This window comes from Paenirhizobium naphthalenivorans, assembly GCF_007992095.1.
Lineage (GTDB): Bacteria > Pseudomonadota > Alphaproteobacteria > Rhizobiales > Rhizobiaceae > Allorhizobium > Allorhizobium naphthalenivorans.
On sequence record NZ_BJZP01000001.1, the window covers coordinates 96,664 to 112,040 of the forward strand.

The 15,377-nt window shown below is 62.3% G+C and carries 10 protein-coding genes; 4 read left to right on the top strand and 6 right to left on the bottom strand.

What is annotated here, in order from left to right; translation table 11 throughout:
- Positions 1–78: 78 nt before the first annotated feature.
- Entirely contained in the window at positions 79–1,434 is a 1,356-nt protein-coding gene (locus RNA01_RS23980; RefSeq protein ID WP_235916326.1) for a flagellar biosynthetic protein FliO, read from the bottom strand.
- A 276-nt stretch (positions 1,435–1,710) separates the two neighbouring features.
- Between RNA01_RS23980 and cckA the strand changes: the two genes are divergently transcribed.
- Together cckA and RNA01_RS00460 are read left to right on the top strand one after the other, a co-directional pair.
- A complete protein-coding gene (gene cckA, locus RNA01_RS00455; RefSeq protein ID WP_147177833.1) occupies positions 1,711–4,344 on the top strand; it encodes a cell cycle histidine kinase CckA in 2,634 nt (877 codons plus the stop codon).
- 127 nt (positions 4,345–4,471) lie between these two features.
- Positions 4,472–5,209 carry a helix-turn-helix transcriptional regulator gene (locus RNA01_RS00460; protein ID WP_147177835.1) on the top strand — a complete coding sequence of 246 codons (738 nt, stop codon included), beginning with the start codon at positions 4,472–4,474 and terminating at the stop codon, positions 5,207–5,209.
- A 24-nt stretch (positions 5,210–5,233) separates the two neighbouring features.
- Here RNA01_RS00460 and RNA01_RS00465 read toward each other — a convergent pair whose 3' ends face one another.
- Together RNA01_RS00465 and RNA01_RS00470 are read right to left on the bottom strand one after the other, a co-directional pair.
- Entirely contained in the window at positions 5,234–6,160 is a 927-nt protein-coding gene (locus RNA01_RS00465; RefSeq protein ID WP_147177837.1) for a pseudouridine-5'-phosphate glycosidase, read from the bottom strand.
- A gap of 28 nt (positions 6,161–6,188) precedes the next feature.
- Positions 6,189–7,133 carry a carbohydrate kinase family protein gene (locus RNA01_RS00470; RefSeq protein WP_147177839.1) on the bottom strand — a complete coding sequence of 315 codons (945 nt, stop codon included), beginning with the start codon at positions 7,131–7,133 and terminating at the stop codon, positions 6,189–6,191.
- A 242-nt stretch (positions 7,134–7,375) separates the two neighbouring features.
- Between RNA01_RS00470 and recA the strand changes: the two genes are divergently transcribed.
- Positions 7,376–8,461: a recombinase RecA gene (recA, locus tag RNA01_RS00475; RefSeq protein WP_147177841.1), complete on the top strand. Its 1,086-nt coding sequence runs from the start codon at positions 7,376–7,378 to the stop codon at positions 8,459–8,461.
- Positions 8,462–8,620: 159 nt separating this feature from the next.
- Complete coding sequence (gene alaS, locus RNA01_RS00480; RefSeq protein WP_147177844.1) at positions 8,621–11,281, top strand: alanine--tRNA ligase; 2,661 nt, start codon at positions 8,621–8,623, stop codon at positions 11,279–11,281.
- A gap of 200 nt (positions 11,282–11,481) precedes the next feature.
- On the opposite strand, the gene RNA01_RS00485 is transcribed toward alaS, so the two are convergent.
- The 3 genes from RNA01_RS00485 to RNA01_RS00495 all read right to left on the bottom strand — a co-directional run bounded on the left by RNA01_RS00485 (position 11,482) and on the right by RNA01_RS00495 (position 15,192).
- Positions 11,482–13,116 (bottom strand): SulP family inorganic anion transporter, encoded by a 1,635-nt coding sequence (locus tag RNA01_RS00485; protein WP_147177846.1) that lies wholly within the window; start codon positions 13,114–13,116, stop codon positions 11,482–11,484.
- A 113-nt stretch (positions 13,117–13,229) separates the two neighbouring features.
- Complete coding sequence (locus RNA01_RS00490; protein ID WP_147177849.1) at positions 13,230–13,847, bottom strand: glutathione S-transferase family protein; 618 nt, start codon at positions 13,845–13,847, stop codon at positions 13,230–13,232.
- Positions 13,848–13,977: 130 nt separating this feature from the next.
- Positions 13,978–15,192, bottom strand: coding sequence for an NADP-dependent isocitrate dehydrogenase (locus tag RNA01_RS00495; RefSeq protein WP_147177851.1), 1,215 nt, complete (start codon positions 15,190–15,192; stop codon positions 13,978–13,980).
- Positions 15,193–15,377 lie beyond the last annotated feature (185 nt).

Here is a 15,377-nt window from a genome sequence, read left to right on the forward strand (position 1 = left end):
AGCCGAGACTGAACGGGATTGTTATTCTCGCCTCAATCGTCCTTTCGCCGGTTTGCGAACCGACTTTGTCGGCAGGGCCTAGTTCCGTTCGGCTGACATCTCGCCAAAGATCCGGGCAATCTCGTCCTGCAAATCGGGGTCTTCGCTGGAGGCGCGCGACGGACGTGCCGTGTCGCTACGGGCCGGCGCATTGATCGGCGGCACGACCGGACGGGTGGCACGGGTTTCGGGCAAAATCGGCTGGAATTGCGGTGGTGCCTTCGGCTCGGCGTCGCTCGCGGCAAGATGCAGCGCCATTTCCTCCTCCAGCACGCGCTCGAAAGCACTCAGTTCGCGCGGGGGCGCGGGCAAAGGCGATGGTGGCGAGGCCGGCTGGTCGTCGATGCGTGCAGCAGGCTGTGAGGTCGACGGCAGAACGCGCTGGCGGGCTGCTTCGAGAATGTCGGCGGCATCGCCGGAAAGCGAGTCTGGCTCGAAGGCGGGCTTGGCCGGGCCATCAATCCCTGGGTTGGTGGTGGAGGACGGTGGAATCGGTGGGGTGACTGCCGCCGAGGCGGCGACACGGGCGGAAGGCTCGATTTGGCGCTGCGTTGGCGTGGTGGGTGCCGGAGGTGGGACGACCGGAGCCTGGGTAAGCTTCATGTCTGGTGCGGCAGCAAGGGGTACGGCAACCGACGGCTGACTTGGTCGAGCGGGCTCTGCAACCGGCCTGACGGCTGCGGGCCGAAGCATGGCCTCGTAGGCAGGCTGCGATACAGGTGTTGCGACCGTGACGGTTTCACCCTTGCGCGGCTCAGCCTTGGCGGTCTCGCTCATGACGCTCTCGGTCCGGGCTGCCTCGGACGGGGCGACCGGCGCCGGTCCTGCTGCGGCCGGCGCCGCCACTTCCAGTTTGGGCGCCTCGGTTTTGCGTGGCTCCGGGCTGGCGGCTGGCTGTGACTGAGGAGCGTGGCGCGGGGCAGTTGTTGCTGCCACGGCAGCCGGCTGGATCGGCGCGGCGGTCGCCAGCGGTGTATTCGCCGCTGCCGTGACCGCTATGGCCGCGGCCGGGGAAACGACAGAGGCTGTGAGCGGCGGCTGAGGCAGAGACGTGGCCGGCACCGGGCTTTCCTCATGGCCGACCGACGTCGCTGACAGATAGGTGCGCTCGTCGCCGATGCCGCTTTCGATGACGATGTCGGTCGGTCCGCCGATCATCACCAGATGCTCCACATTGTCACGCCGGATAAGCACCAGCCGCCGGCGTGCATCGACGGCCGCCGCATCGAGAACCTGAAGGCGCGGCTGGCGATTGCGGCCGCCGCGGACAAAGGGCGACGGCGCGCGATTGCGCAGCAGCCACAGAACGATGAACAGGCACAGCAGCGCAAGGCTGACGCCGAGCGCAGCAACCAGAAAACGGTTCCCGTATGCGGCCGCCAGTTCGTCAATCATGTCGCGCTCTCCCTTTTCCTGCTTTCTCGCAGAAGACGGCCTGTTTCGCAATCCGGCAAGGCCCGCTATGCCGGTTTCGCCCGGCGCTTCGCATAAAAGACACATGATCCTTGTCGAATGCGGCAATCCTGTGGGGATAGCCGTGGGTTGCGGCGCGCTATATGGAGTGACGGAGCTTTTTGCCGGTGCTGCAAATTGCTAAAGAGGTTGAACACGCCCGATTCCCTTCCTTATGCAGGCGGCGACGCGGCATCCGGGCTTGAGCACGAGGCATACATGACAAAAGAGCCGAAGGGCGGAGACAACGAGGGTCCATTGGTGGATCGCGCGACACGTTCGGGAACGGCGTTACGCGTCATTTTGCTGGCCTTCGTGCTACTGGCCGCCTCCGTCGCCTTTGTTGTCTTCAAGAGCCAGCTCGACAACGAGATTGTGCTCGGCATCCTCGGGATACTGGCGATGATGGGGATATTTTTCATCGTCGCTGCGGCGATCGGCTTCGTGGCGGTGATGCCGCAAGCCCACCCCGATACGCTGGCGCGCGGTTTTCTCGCCAGTCAGCCGGACGGCATCCTGATTACAGACAAGGACGGCAGGGTCGTCTATGCGAACGCCGCCTACGGCCGCATGACCGGCGCCAGGAAGGCTACCGAGGTGCAGACGCTGGAGGCGCTGCTGTCACGCTATCGCGAATCGAGTGAGGCGCTTTACCGGCTGACCAATGGTTTGCGAGAGGAGCGGGAGGGCTATGAGGAGTTCCGGCTGCTGAAGCCGCTCGGCGTGCATACGGCGAGCGGCTCGGGCGCCCATTGGTACAGGCTCAAGGCCCGCCTGCTGACCGGCGAGCGCGCCGGGGGCAAGACGCTGCATGTCTGGCAGATCAGCGACATCACCTCCGAGCGCGACGATCAGGAGCGCTTCTTCAAGGAGTTGCAGCACGCCATCGACTATCTCGACCATGCGCCGGCTGGGTTCTTCTCGGCCGGTCGCAAGGGTGAAATCTATTATATCAATGCCACGCTGGCCGAGTGGCTCGGCGTCGATCTGACCCAGTTCACGCCGGGCTCGATGATGATCGCCGATTTCGTCGCGGGCGAGGGTATGGCGCTGATCGATTCCGTCCAGGCCGAGCCCGGCCAGTCGAAGACCGAAACGCTCGACCTCGATTTGAGGCGCGTCAACGGGCAGATCCTGCCGGTCAGGCTGGTGCATCGGGTCCGCTCCGCGCGCGACGGTGCTCCGGGCGAAAGCCGCTCGATTGTTCTCGCCCGCCAGGAGGGCGGCAGCGACCAGTCTGCTTCGGTCGCCTCGATGCGCTTTACCCGCTTCTTCAACAATACACCGATGGCGATCGCCTCGGTGGACGGCGAAGGACGGATCCTGCGTACCAATGCGCCGTTCGTGAAGCTGTTCTCGGACATCGTCAGCCGCGATGATGTCGATCAAGGCGGCAGGCTGGAAGCTGTAATTCACGAGAGCGAGCGTGAAAGCTTCCATCAGGCGCTTGCCGCGGCCAAGGATCGTCAGGTCGATATCGCCCCGATTGACAGCCGCCACCCGGTCGATGAGGCGCGCTATTTTCGGTTCTACGTCAATGCGGTGATCGACCAGAGCGACGAGGCGCCGGAAGAGGCGGCAATCGTCTATGCGGTAGACGTGACGGATCAGAAGGCGCTCGAGGCGCAGATGGCGCAGACCCAGAAGATGAATGCCGTGGGCACGCTCGCCGGTGGTATCGCGCACGATTTCAACAACGTTCTGACCGCGATCCTGCTTTCGTCCGATCACCTGCTCTTGCAGGCAAGGCCCTCGGATTCGAGCTTTGCCGACCTCATGGAAATCAAGCGCAATGCCAATCGGGCGGCGGTGCTGGTTCGCCAGTTGCTGGCCTTTTCGCGCAAGCAGACAATGCGTCCAAGCGTGCTCAATTTGACGGATGTGATCGGTGATCTTCGGATGCTGGTCGACCGGCTGATTTCGGGTAGCAACGTCAAGCTGAAGGTTGAGTATGGCCGTGATCTGTGGGCCGTCAAAACTGACCTGTCGCAGTTCGAGCAGGTGTTGATCAATCTCTGCGTCAATGCTCGCGACGCCATGCCTGAAGGGGGCACGATCACCGTTACGACGCGCAATATTACGCCGGACGAAGCCACCGCCTACCATTACCGAGGTCTGCCGGCGGAAGAACTTGTGCTGGTGGAAGTGGCAGATACCGGGACCGGTATTGCGCCGGAGATCATGGACAAGATCTTCGAACCTTTCTTCACCACCAAGGACGTGGGCAAGGGAACGGGCCTCGGGCTGGCCATGGTCTACGGTATCGTCAAACAGTCCGGCGGCTATATCTATCCGGAATCCGAGGTCGGGCGGGGGACGACGTTCCGCATCTTCCTGCCACGCCATATTCCGGAAGTTGTCCAGGTGAGCGCCGGCGGGGTGCAGGCCGGGGTAACGCAAGGTGGCGATGGTGGGCGAGCCCGCTTGCCAGAGGCGGGGCCTGGCGGGTCTGCGGCCGAGCCGGCGGACCTGACTGGCAAGTCGGCCGTCGTTCTCTTGGTCGAGGATGAGGAAGCGGTTCGCCGTGGCGGAAAGCGAATGCTCGAAACGCGCGGCTATACCGTGCACGAGGCGGGTTCCGGCGTCGAGGCGCTCGACATAATGGACGAGCTTAACGGCAAGATCGACATCGTTGTCTCGGATGTAGTCATGCCGGAAATGGACGGTCCGACGCTGCTTACCGAGCTGCGCAAGAAGTATCCGGATCTCAAGTTCATCTTCGTTTCGGGTTATGCCGAGGATGCCTTCGCCCGCAATCTTCCCGCCGACGCGAAATTCGGCTTTCTGCCGAAGCCGTTTTCGCTCAAGCAGCTTGCCGTCGCGGTGCGCGAAATGCTCGATGGGTCAAATTGACATTTGCCATGAACGTTGGCCTACTCGCCATGCTGTCCCTCGATCTGCCGCAATGGCAGGCTGATGAATGAGCCGGTGGGGCGACTGACGTTTCCGCGCAGCAACGACGGCGGATAGGCGAGGGGCGATGGACTGGGACAGTTTGTCGAGTAGCGGGGAGAAGGATATTCTCGTCGGCATCCATGCGGCGGAAAATCTCAGCGAGATCGGGGCGGTCATCACCCTTCTTCTGCGGCGCTTTGACTTCCGCTTTTTCAAGCTCTTCTCGTCGAGGGGGGGCGGTGACTCGTCCCTGCGCGGGCAGTTGCTGCTCTATAGCGTGCCGGAAGCCTTCCTGGACGATTTCGATGCCATTGGCGGACTTCCGCCCGCGCCACTCGGCATCATGGGGGCAGAGGAGCGGTTCGCCTATCAATGGCATGTCGACGTTCTTGCGGATGCTGCGCTCCATGATCCGGCGAAACGCCGGCTGATGGAGGTCTTGGCTGCGCACGGCATGGAGCGTGGTGCCTATGCCGTGCTGCCGACGGTCGACGGTCGCAAGCATATCTTCGGCGTTTACGGTCGCGCCGAGTCGTTGTCGCCGGCGCAAATGGACGAATTCAGCTTGCTGGCGATCCGCATGCTCGACCGCATGGAGGGGCTGGAGAAAAGCCGTGGCTGGCCGCAGAACGGCCTGTCTGGCCTAGAGTTCACATGCCTGGAACTCGCGGCGGAGGGTATGGATTCCTCCGCTATCGCCCGGCGGCTGTCGTTGTCGATTCGGACGGTTAACTATCTCACCTGTTCGCTTTGCCGCAAGCTCGGCACCGACCGCCTCGAACAGGCGCTGATCGAGGCGGTGAGGCTGGGCTATATCGACTGACGCGAGTCGGGCGCCTTTAAGGCATCAGGCGTTCATCGCCACAGCAATCTCGGCGGCGAGACGGGCGTTGTTCTCGACGAGCGCGATATTGGTTTTCAGGCTGCGTCCACCGGTCATGTGGAAGATCGTGTCGAGCAGGAAGGGCGTGACCGCCTTGCCGGTGATCTCCTCGCGTTCGGCGCTGGCGAGGGCGCGGCCAATGTAGATCTCCATTTCTTCGCGCGCGATCTCGTCCTCGAGCGGCACGGGATTGGCAATCAGCATGCCCCCATCGATGCCAAGCTGCTCGCGCATGCGCTGGAAATTGGCGATGGCTGCCGGGCTTGGCAAGGTGAGAGGGCTCTTCAGGCCGGATATGCGCGACCAGAAGGCGGGAAATTCCTCACTGTCGTAGGTAACGACCGGGACGCCGCGCGTCTCCAGCATTTCGAGTGTTTTCGGAATGTCGAGGATTGCCTTGGGGCCGGCCGAAACCACGATGACCGCCGTGCGCGCCAGTTCCTCGATGTCGGCGGAAATGTCGAAGCTCTCCTCGGCGCCGCGATGCACGCCGCCGATGCCACCGGTGGCGAAAACGGAAATACCGGCGCGGGCGGCGGCGATCATGGTTGCGGCGACCGTTGTGGCCCCGCTGCGGCGCTCAGCAAGCGCGAAGGCGATGTCGGCGCGCGACAGTTTCATTACGTCCTTCATCTGCGCCAGCGCCGCGATCTGCTCCGGCTCAAGACCGATGTGCAGCACACCTTCGATCACCGCGATGGTGGCCGGAACCGCACCTTCTAGGCGCACGATTTGCTCGACGCTGCGGGCCATTTCAAGATTGCCGGGGAAGGGCATGCCATGGGTGATGATTGTCGATTCCAGGGCAACCAGGGGAGCGCCACGGGCCTTGGCGGCGGTGACCTCGCTGGAATAGACGATCGGCAGGAGGGGCGAAATGGATTTGCTCATCGTTGGGTCCGGGACTTTCGTGCGGTTGTCATGACAAGATAGCGGGCGTCGGCACAAGGGCCAGCCCCGACTTTAGGCGATCGGTCGAAAGGTCTTGCGACACGGCGTGCGGCGAGGTGAGGGTGATTGCCGCGCAGGCCGTGCCATAGCGCACGGCTTCAGCGAGAGGCTCGCCGCCGATGCGGGCTGAAAGGAAGCCCGCGGCAAAGGCGTCGCCCGCGCCGGTCACATCGGCGATGGTGTCAAGGCGGGGGGGCACCAACAACACGGTGCCGGTCTCATCGAAGGCGACCGTCGGTCCGGCCCCCGTGGTGACTGTCCCGGCCCGGAGGCCGGCCTGTCGCAGCAGGGCAGGCCAGTCGGCCGGGGTTTCAGCTTGGGTGCCGCTGAGCACCAACGCCTCGGCCGCATTCATGAAAACATGGTCAAGCAGAGGAAGTGCGGCCTTGAGCCGAACCACCTTGGCCGGGGAAATGGCGATCGCCGCGACCGGCTTGCCGAGCCGATTTGCATCGGCCGCCAGCTGTGCGATCGTCTCGGCCGGCAGGTTCGCATCGCACAGCACATGGTTCGCCGCGGTGAGGCTCTCCCTCAGCAAGCGACTCTTCAGGCGGCGCGGGGTGAACAGCTCGTAGAGCGCCATGTCGGCAAGCGCGACGATCAGGTTGCCGTCGTTTTCCAGAATGGCGGTATAGCTCGGTGTGGCGCGGTCGAGAAAAACGACCGGGCAGTCCTCAATACCGGCTTGCTCGGCCGCTTTCGCCACCCGCTCGCCATGAATGTCCCCACCTCTCGGCGCGACCATCCGCACGGTACGACCAAGCCTGGTGAGGTTGCGGGCGGCGTTGAAGGCGCCGCCGCCTGCCTCCTCCAGCCATGTGCCCGGATTGCTGGCGCCAAGGCGCGTCGCCCCGTCCAGTCGGCCACGACGGTCGATATGGGCTCCGCCGATCACCAGCAGGTCGAGGGTCACAGGAGCGCTCCTTTGTCCGCAAGCTTACACGAATCGACCTCGGAAAAATGACCGCGGCCGCGTTTGATGGAGCGCGCAGCCAACAGTTCGGAAAAAAACTGGACAAAAGCGGAACATATGCGGAAAAAAGCCGTAAATACAGATATTTGGATGGGGGTTGTCAAAATGGAACAAAACATGTACATATTCGCCATCGGCGGCTTCATTGCCTATGCGGCTTCAATAACCTAAAGGTGGGACAGATGGCACAAAATTCTTTGCGGCTCGTAGAGGACAAATCGGTGGATAAAAGCAAGGCATTGGAAGCGGCGCTCTCGCAGATCGAACGGTCGTTCGGCAAGGGCTCGATCATGAAGCTCGGGGCAAACGAGAGTGTGGTCGAAATCGAGACGGTCTCGACGGGTTCGCTCAGCCTCGACATCGCGCTTGGCATTGGCGGTCTGCCCAAGGGACGTATCGTTGAAATTTACGGCCCGGAAAGCTCGGGCAAGACAACGCTGGCGCTGCAGACTATCGCAGAGGCACAGAAAAAGGGCGGTATCTGCGCTTTTGTCGACGCCGAACACGCGCTTGATCCGGTCTATGCCCGCAAGCTCGGTGTTGACCTGCAGAACCTGCTGATCTCCCAGCCGGATACCGGCGAGCAGGCACTTGAGATTACCGATACTCTGGTGCGTTCTGGTGCCGTCGACGTTCTGGTCGTCGATTCGGTTGCCGCACTTACACCGCGCGCCGAAATCGAAGGCGAGATGGGCGACAGCCTGCCGGGTCTCCAGGCCCGTCTGATGAGCCAAGCGTTGCGCAAGCTGACGGCGTCGATCTCCAAGTCGCACACCATGGTGATCTTCATCAACCAGATCCGCATGAAGATCGGCGTTATGTTCGGTTCGCCGGAAACCACGACCGGCGGCAATGCGCTGAAGTTCTACGCTTCGGTCCGTCTCGACATTCGCCGCATCGGCGCAGTCAAGGATCGGGAAGAGGTCGTTGGCAACCAGACCCGCGTAAAGGTCGTGAAGAACAAGATGGCGCCGCCCTTCAAGCAGGTCGAGTTCGACATCATGTATGGTGAGGGTGTGTCGAAGACCGGTGAGTTGGTCGACCTGGGGGTCAAGGCGGGTATTGTCGAGAAGGCGGGAGCCTGGTTCTCTTACAACAGCCAGCGTCTCGGCCAGGGGCGCGAGAATGCCAAGACGTTCCTGCGCGACAACCCGGAATTGGCCCAGGAAATCGAACTGGCGCTCAGGCAGAATGCCGGACTGATCGCCGAGCGATTCCTGCAAAACGGCGGGCCCGACAGTGAAGATTCGGGCAGCGGTGACGAATAGGGCATCGTCCCCTTCATCTTTTCCTGCGATCGGCCGGCCACATATCGAAAGAGGTGTGGCTGGTTTTGCGTTGTGCGGCTGGACAGGGGGAATGCCGGGCGATAAAAGCCATTGATTTTCGCGGACTGGCCGGTTTCCGGCCTGAATGAAGGGCATGACATGAGCGGCGTGAACGACATCCGGTCGACTTTTCTCGATTATTACAAGGCGAACGGCCATGAGGTCGTGTCATCGAGCCCGCTCGTGCCTCGCAACGACCCGACGCTGATGTTCACCAATGCCGGCATGGTGCAGTTCAAGAACGTCTTCACCGGGCTCGAGCAGCGTCCCTATACGACGGCAGCGACCGCGCAGAAATGCGTGCGCGCCGGCGGTAAGCACAACGACCTCGACAATGTCGGCTATACCGCGCGTCACCACACCTTCTTCGAAATGCTCGGTAATTTCTCCTTCGGCGACTATTTCAAGGAACGGGCGATCGAACTCGCCTGGAATCTGATCACCAAGGAATTCGGTCTTGATCGCAAGCGCTTGCTGGTGACCGTCTACCATACCGACGATGAGGCTTATGACCTGTGGAGGAAGATCGCGGGCCTCACCGACGATCGCATCATCCGCATTCCGACCAGCGACAATTTCTGGGCCATGGGCGATACCGGTCCGTGCGGTCCGTGCTCGGAAATCTTCTACGATCACGGCGACCATATCTGGGGCGGCCCTCCCGGTTCGCCGGAGGAGGATGGCGACCGATTCATCGAGATCTGGAATCTCGTCTTCATGCAGTACGAGCAGTTGACCAAGGAGGAGCGAGTCGATCTGCCGCGTCCGTCGATCGACACCGGCATGGGGCTTGAGCGGGTCGCGGCCGTGTTGCAGGGTCATCATGACAATTACGACATCGACCTGTTCCGCGCTCTGATCGAGGCTTCGGTCGATCTGACCGGGGTGCCTGCCGAAGGCGAGCGACGCGCAAGCCATCGCGTCATAGCAGACCACCTGCGCTCCTCGGCCTTCCTGATCGCCGATGGCGTGCTGCCCTCGAACGAAGGTCGCGGTTATGTGCTTCGTCGCATCATGCGCCGCGCCATGCGCCATGCGGAATTGCTCGGCGCGCGCGAGCCAGTCATCTACAAGCTGCTGCCGGTGTTGGTACAGCAGATGGGCCGCGCCTATCCGGAACTGGTGCGCGCAGAGGCGCTGATCGCCGAAACGCTGAAGCTCGAGGAAACGCGTTTCCGCAAGACCTTGGAGCGCGGCCTTTCGCTGCTGTCCGATGCCACCACTGAGCTTGGCAAGGGCGACACACTGGACGGAGAGACCGTGTTCAAGCTCTATGACACCTATGGTTTCCCGCTCGACCTGACGCAGGACGCACTACGCGCCCGCGGCATCGGCGTCGACATTACCGGATTCAACGACGCCATGCAGCGGCAAAAGACTGAGGCGCGGGCCCATTGGGCCGGTTCGGGAGACAAGGCGACCGAGACCATCTGGTTTGAGCTTAAGGAAAAGCACGGCGCAACCGAATTCCTCGGTTACTCCTCTGAAACGGCGGAAGGTCAGGTCCAGGCGATCGTGCGGGACGGCGTGGCGGTTGAGAGCGCGTCTGCGGGCGAGAGCGTGCAGATCGTCGTCAACCAGACACCGTTCTACGCCGAATCGGGCGGTCAGATGGGCGATGCGGGGATAATCGCCGGTGATGGTGCGCGCGTGGTGGTCAGCGATGTGCAGAAGAAGGGCGAGGGACTTTTCGTCCACATTGCAGCGGTTACCGATGGCACGATCAAAGTCGGCGATGCTGTTGCCCTGACGGTTGATCATGCCCGTCGTTCCAGGCTGCGCGCCAACCATTCGGCCACCCATCTCATCCATGAGGCGCTACGCGAGGTGCTTGGTACCCATGTGGCGCAGAAAGGTTCTCTGGTCGCTCCGGAGCGGCTGCGTTTCGATGTGTCGCATCCCAAGCCGATGTCGGCTGAGGAACTCAAGGTCGTCGAGGACATGGCCAATGACATCATCGTGCAGAACGCCCCGGTCACGACGCGCCTGATGAGCGTCGACGATGCCATTGCCGAGGGGGCGATGGCGCTGTTCGGCGAAAAATACGGTGACGAGGTACGTGTCGTGTCGATGGGCACGGCCATTCATGGGCCAAAGTCCGGCAAGCCCTATTCGGTGGAGCTTTGCGGCGGTACCCATGTTGGCGCGACCGGTGATATCGGTCTGGTGCGAATTCTTGGCGAGAGCGCGGTCGGCGCCGGCGTCAGGCGCATAGAAGCGCTGACGGGCGAGTCGGCGCGCGCCTATCTGGCTGATCAGGACGAGCGGGTGAAGCAGCTCGCCGCGACGCTCAAGGTTCAGCCGGCCGATGTGCTGCCCCGCGTCGAGGCGCTGATTGACGAACGGCGCAAGCTTGAGCGCGAATTGGCCGATGCCAAGCGCAAGCTTGCCATGGGCGGCGGCCAGGCCGCTGCGGAAGAGGCTGTCCGCGAGGTAAACGGCATCCGCTTCATCGGCAAGGTATTGAACGGTGTGGATCCCAAGGATCTCAAGGGGCTGGCGGACGACGGCAAAGCATCACTCGGCTCCGGCGTTGTCGCGCTGATCGGCGTGTCCGAGGACGGTAAGGCAAGTGCAGTCGTCGCTGTGACCGCCGATTTGGTGGGCAAGGTGAGCGCGGTCGACCTGGTGCGGATCGCCTCGTCGGCGCTCGGTGGCAAGGGCGGTGGCGGCCGTCCGGACATGGCGCAGGCGGGTGGACCGGACGGTGACAAGGCGGAGGCTGCCGTCGAAGCCGTCGCTGCGGCCTTGGCGGCCTGACGACCTTCAACTCCCCCAGTCGCTCTGTTCGCCGGGCGGCTTGGGGACGTTTCACGTCATGCTTGCATGTTTAAGACGGGCGCGGGCTTTAAACCGCGCCCGTTCGGCATTCTTGGGCGCCCGCGTCGGCCTGTGTTTCACCGAGCGAATTGAGCCGCCTTTTGCCTGTGCGTTTCCGTGTGGATGCCTTGATGTCGCACTCAAGGCGGTGTGCTCTTCCCGGCGATCATGGCGCGGGCCTCCGTGACCGAGCGAAGGTAGACGACATTTGGGCCGTGCACCTCATGCGTTTCCAGCGTCCGCCGCACGTCGGGTTCTGCTCCGGTGATATAGACCGTGACGCCGGCGCGGCGCGCCTTGCGTAGCGTGCCGGCTATGACATTCGCCCCGGTCGAGTCGATGAAGTGCAGGCCGGAGCAGTCGAGCACGAAGTGATGGTACTGGTCGGCAATCCGGTCGAGAACCGAACCGACAGTCGCTGCTGCGCCGAAGAAGAAGGCCCCGCCCAGGCGATAGACCACGGTATTGCTGTCGGAATTGTCGAGTGGTCGTTCCTTGTCCTCGGTCTGTGGCGCGACAGTGACGCTCTTGCTCATCCGGCCGATGAACAACATCGCGCCGAGGGCGAAGCCGACGATGATCCCCTCTGTCAAGTCGCGGAAGACCACCAGCAGCAAGGTCACAAGCAGCACCACCGCATCTCCGCGTGAGGTGCGGATCAGGGCCGCGAAAGCCGGGCGCTCGATCATGTTCCACGAGACGATAGACAGAACACCCGCGAGCGACGCCAGCGGAATATAGCTGGCGAGCGGCGCGGCGGCTGCCATGAACAATAGCAGGAAGAGTGCGTGCAGCATGCCGGCGACGGGGCTGGTGCCGCCGGCGCGGACATTGGTCGCAGTGCGGGCGATCGTGCCAGTGACACAGAATCCGCCAAACAGGCCCGAGCCGATGTTGGCGATGCCTTGGCCGATCAGTTCGACATTTGAGCGATGGCGCCGACCGGTCATGCCGTCGGCCACCACGGCGGAAAGCAGTGATTCGATCGCACCGAGGAGTGCGAAGGCCATCGCATTCGGCAGAACGGCCTGGAAAAGTTGCAGTGAGAAGTCAGGCATTCGCGGTAGTGGCAGGCTACGGGGAATGCCGCCGAACCGCGTGCCGATCGTGCCGACGTCGAGCGCGAGAAAGGCGGTTGCGAGCGAGGCCAGGGCAACGGCGATGAGCATGCCGGGCCAGGTCGGGCGCAGGCGCCGCAACAGGAGGATGGTAGCGACCGTCAGCGCCGCAATACCGGCCGCGGCGGGGTTGACGGTTGGTAGGGCCTTGAACAGGGCAGGCAGTTTCTCGACCAGCGGACCGGGTTCCTTGCCCACAAGCGTCAGGCCGAGCAGTTCGCTGATCTGGCTGGCGAAGATGATTACGGCAATGCCTGCGGTGAAACCGACCGTCACGGGATAAGGAATGAACTTGACGTAGTCGCCGAGCCTGAGCAGGCCCGCGAGCATCAGGAAAAGGCCCGAGATCATGGTGGCAAGGATCAGCCCCTCCACGCCGTGGGTGGCGACCGTGCTGGCGACCAGCACGATGAAGGCGCCTGCCGGGCCGCCGATCTGGTGCCGGCTGCCTCCGAGTAGCGAAACTAGGAAACCGCCGACTATTGCTGTGTAGAGGCCACGGTCTGGCGTCACACCGGACGCGATGGCGATTGCCATGGAAAGGGGCAGGGCAACAATGGCAACGGTCAGGCCGGCCAGGGCATCGGCCTTCAGGCGATGAAGATCATAGCCCTCGCGGAATACCGCAATGGTCTTCGGTACGAAGGCTTCGGTCATGCAGCCCCTCCCGTTTGCAACGAGCCGTAGATTATTTCATCTTATGCTGGTCGTTTCCTCCAGCGCTAGTGCGAATAGGCTTTCCCCGCCTAAATTCGGCCACGGCCTGCCAGCTAGCGCTCCTCCTGCATAGCTTCGTCGTCTTTTTTCTTCGCCTGCCGGTAGGCTGGGCGGTCGGTGACGCGCTCCAGATAGTCGACGAAAGCCGGCCGTTTGTCGATTGAGCCGAATTGAAGGCCCCAGCCGATATGCGAGCCGACATAGACGTCGGCGGCGGTGAAGGCCTGACCGGCGACGAAGGGATTGGTGGTTACAGCGATCTCCAGTGTGTCCATGACATCCTCGAAGCTGCCGTAGCCGATCATTCTCCGTCGCTCGTCCGGCACCTCGAAGCCAAGGCTACGGTTGCTCACAGCTGCCTCCAGCGGCCCGGCCGCGAAGAAAAGCCAGCGATAATAGTTGCCACGAGCATTGTTCGGCGGCGCCAGTCGCGCCTCGGGAAACGTGTCGGCGAGATAGGCGCAGATCGCCGCGCATTCGGTGATGACGACGTCGCCGTGGCGCACGGCCGGCACCTTACCCATCGGGTTAAGCGCCCGGTACTCGACCGCCTTCATTGCCGGGCCGAATGGAAGGATAACCGCCTCATAAGGCTGGCCGGTCTCCTCGACCATCCAGCGAGCGATGCGGCCGCGCGACATGGGATTGGTGTAGAGCGTCAGATCGGCCATGTGTTTCGCCCCTTAAGTGTTCCCCTTATGTTCTAATCGTTAACAGTCTTCTTCTTTCTTCGCAAGATCGTAGGGACAAAAAGAAAACCCGGCGCGAGGCCGGGTTTCGGTATTTCGTGAAGCGGATGGCTTAGGCCGCCATAGCCTTCTGCAGGTTCTCATCGACCTTGTCGAGGAAGGCGGTTGTCGAAAGCCACGGTTGGTCGGGACCGATCAGCAGGGCGAGGTCCTTGGTCATAAAGCCAGACTCGACAGTGTCGATGCAGACCTTTTCCAGCGTGGCGGCGAAACGAGCCAGCTCGGCATTGTCGTCGAGTTTGGCGCGGTGCGCGAGGCCACGGGTCCAGGCGAAGATCGACGCGATCGAGTTCGTCGAGGTTTCCTGGCCCTTCTGGTGCTGGCGGTAGTGGCGGGTCACCGTGCCGTGCGCTGCTTCGGCCTCGACCGTCTTGCCATCCGGGGTGAGAAGAACCGAGGTCATCAGCCCGAGCGAGCCAAAGCCCTGAGCGACCGTGTCGGACTGGACGTCGCCGTCGTAGTTCTTGCAGGCCCAGACATAGCCACCGGACCACTTGAGGGCCGATGCCACCATGTCGTCGATGAGGCGGTGTTCGTAGGTGATGCCGGCCGCTTCGAACTGGGTCTTGAATTCGGCCTGGTAAATTTCCTCGAAGATGTCCTTGAACCGGCCATCATAGGCCTTGAGGATGGTGTTCTTCGTGGAGAGATAGACCGGCCACTTGCGCATCAGGCCGTACATCATCGACGCACGGGCGAAGTCGCGGATCGATTCGTCAAGGTTGTACATCGCCATGGCAACGCCGGCGCCCGGAGCCTTGTAGACTTCCTTTTCGATCACTTCGCCGTCTTCGCCGACGAACTTGATGGTCAGCGTGCCCTTGCCGGGGAATTTGAAGTCGGTTGCCTTGTACTGGTCGCCGAAGGCGTGACGGCCGACGACGATCGGCTTGGTCCAGCCGGGAACGAGGCGCGGAACGTTCTTGCAGATGATCGGCTCGCGGAAGATGACCCCGCCAAGGATGTTGCGGATGGTGCCGTTCGGGCTCTTCCACATTTCCTTGAGGTTGAATTCCTTGACGCGGGCTTCGTCGGGGGTGATCGTCGCGCACTTGATGCCGACGCCATGCTTCTTGATGGCGTTGGCGGAATCGATCGTTACCTGGTCGTTGGTGGCGTCGCGGTTTTCGACCGAGAGGTCATAATATTCAATCTGCAGATCAAGGTAGGGCAGGATCAGCTTTTCCTTGATGAACTGCCAGATGATGCGCGTCATCTCATCGCCGTCGAGATCGACGACGGGGTTTGCAACCTTGATCTTTTTCATGAGTATCCTCGCGGCTAGGGGGAGGGACGAGGGTCCCTGTTGTATGTCTGGCTGGGCCTATAGCATTCCACATCGGGAACTGAAAGCGCCGAGCCCCGGCTCTAGGGCCTTTTCGTTGATAAAACCATACCAAATTTGGTCTTGCCAGCGCTCCCACGGCACTCTTGTGGTTCGGTGTGTGTCGG

Excerpts from the sequence above, each read along its gene's own strand:
- RNA01_RS00490 (WP_147177849.1), bottom strand. The coding sequence starts at position 13,847 with ATGGCCGATCTGACGCTCTACACCAATCCCATGTCGCGCGGCCGCATC.
- RNA01_RS00460 (WP_147177835.1), top strand. The coding sequence starts at position 4,472 with ATGGACTGGGACAGTTTGTCGAGTAGCGGGGAGAAGGATATTCTCGTC.
- recA (WP_147177841.1), top strand. The coding sequence starts at position 7,376 with ATGGCACAAAATTCTTTGCGGCTCGTAGAGGACAAATCGGTGGATAAA.
- RNA01_RS00465 (WP_147177837.1), bottom strand. The coding sequence starts at position 6,160 with ATGAGCAAATCCATTTCGCCCCTCCTGCCGATCGTCTATTCCAGCGAG.
- RNA01_RS23980 (WP_235916326.1), bottom strand. The coding sequence starts at position 1,434 with ATGATTGACGAACTGGCGGCCGCATACGGGAACCGTTTTCTGGTTGCT.
- alaS (WP_147177844.1), top strand. The coding sequence starts at position 8,621 with ATGAGCGGCGTGAACGACATCCGGTCGACTTTTCTCGATTATTACAAG.
- RNA01_RS00495 (WP_147177851.1), bottom strand. The coding sequence starts at position 15,192 with ATGAAAAAGATCAAGGTTGCAAACCCCGTCGTCGATCTCGACGGCGAT.
- RNA01_RS00485 (WP_147177846.1), bottom strand. The coding sequence starts at position 13,116 with ATGACCGAAGCCTTCGTACCGAAGACCATTGCGGTATTCCGCGAGGGC.
- cckA (WP_147177833.1), top strand. The coding sequence starts at position 1,711 with ATGACAAAAGAGCCGAAGGGCGGAGACAACGAGGGTCCATTGGTGGAT.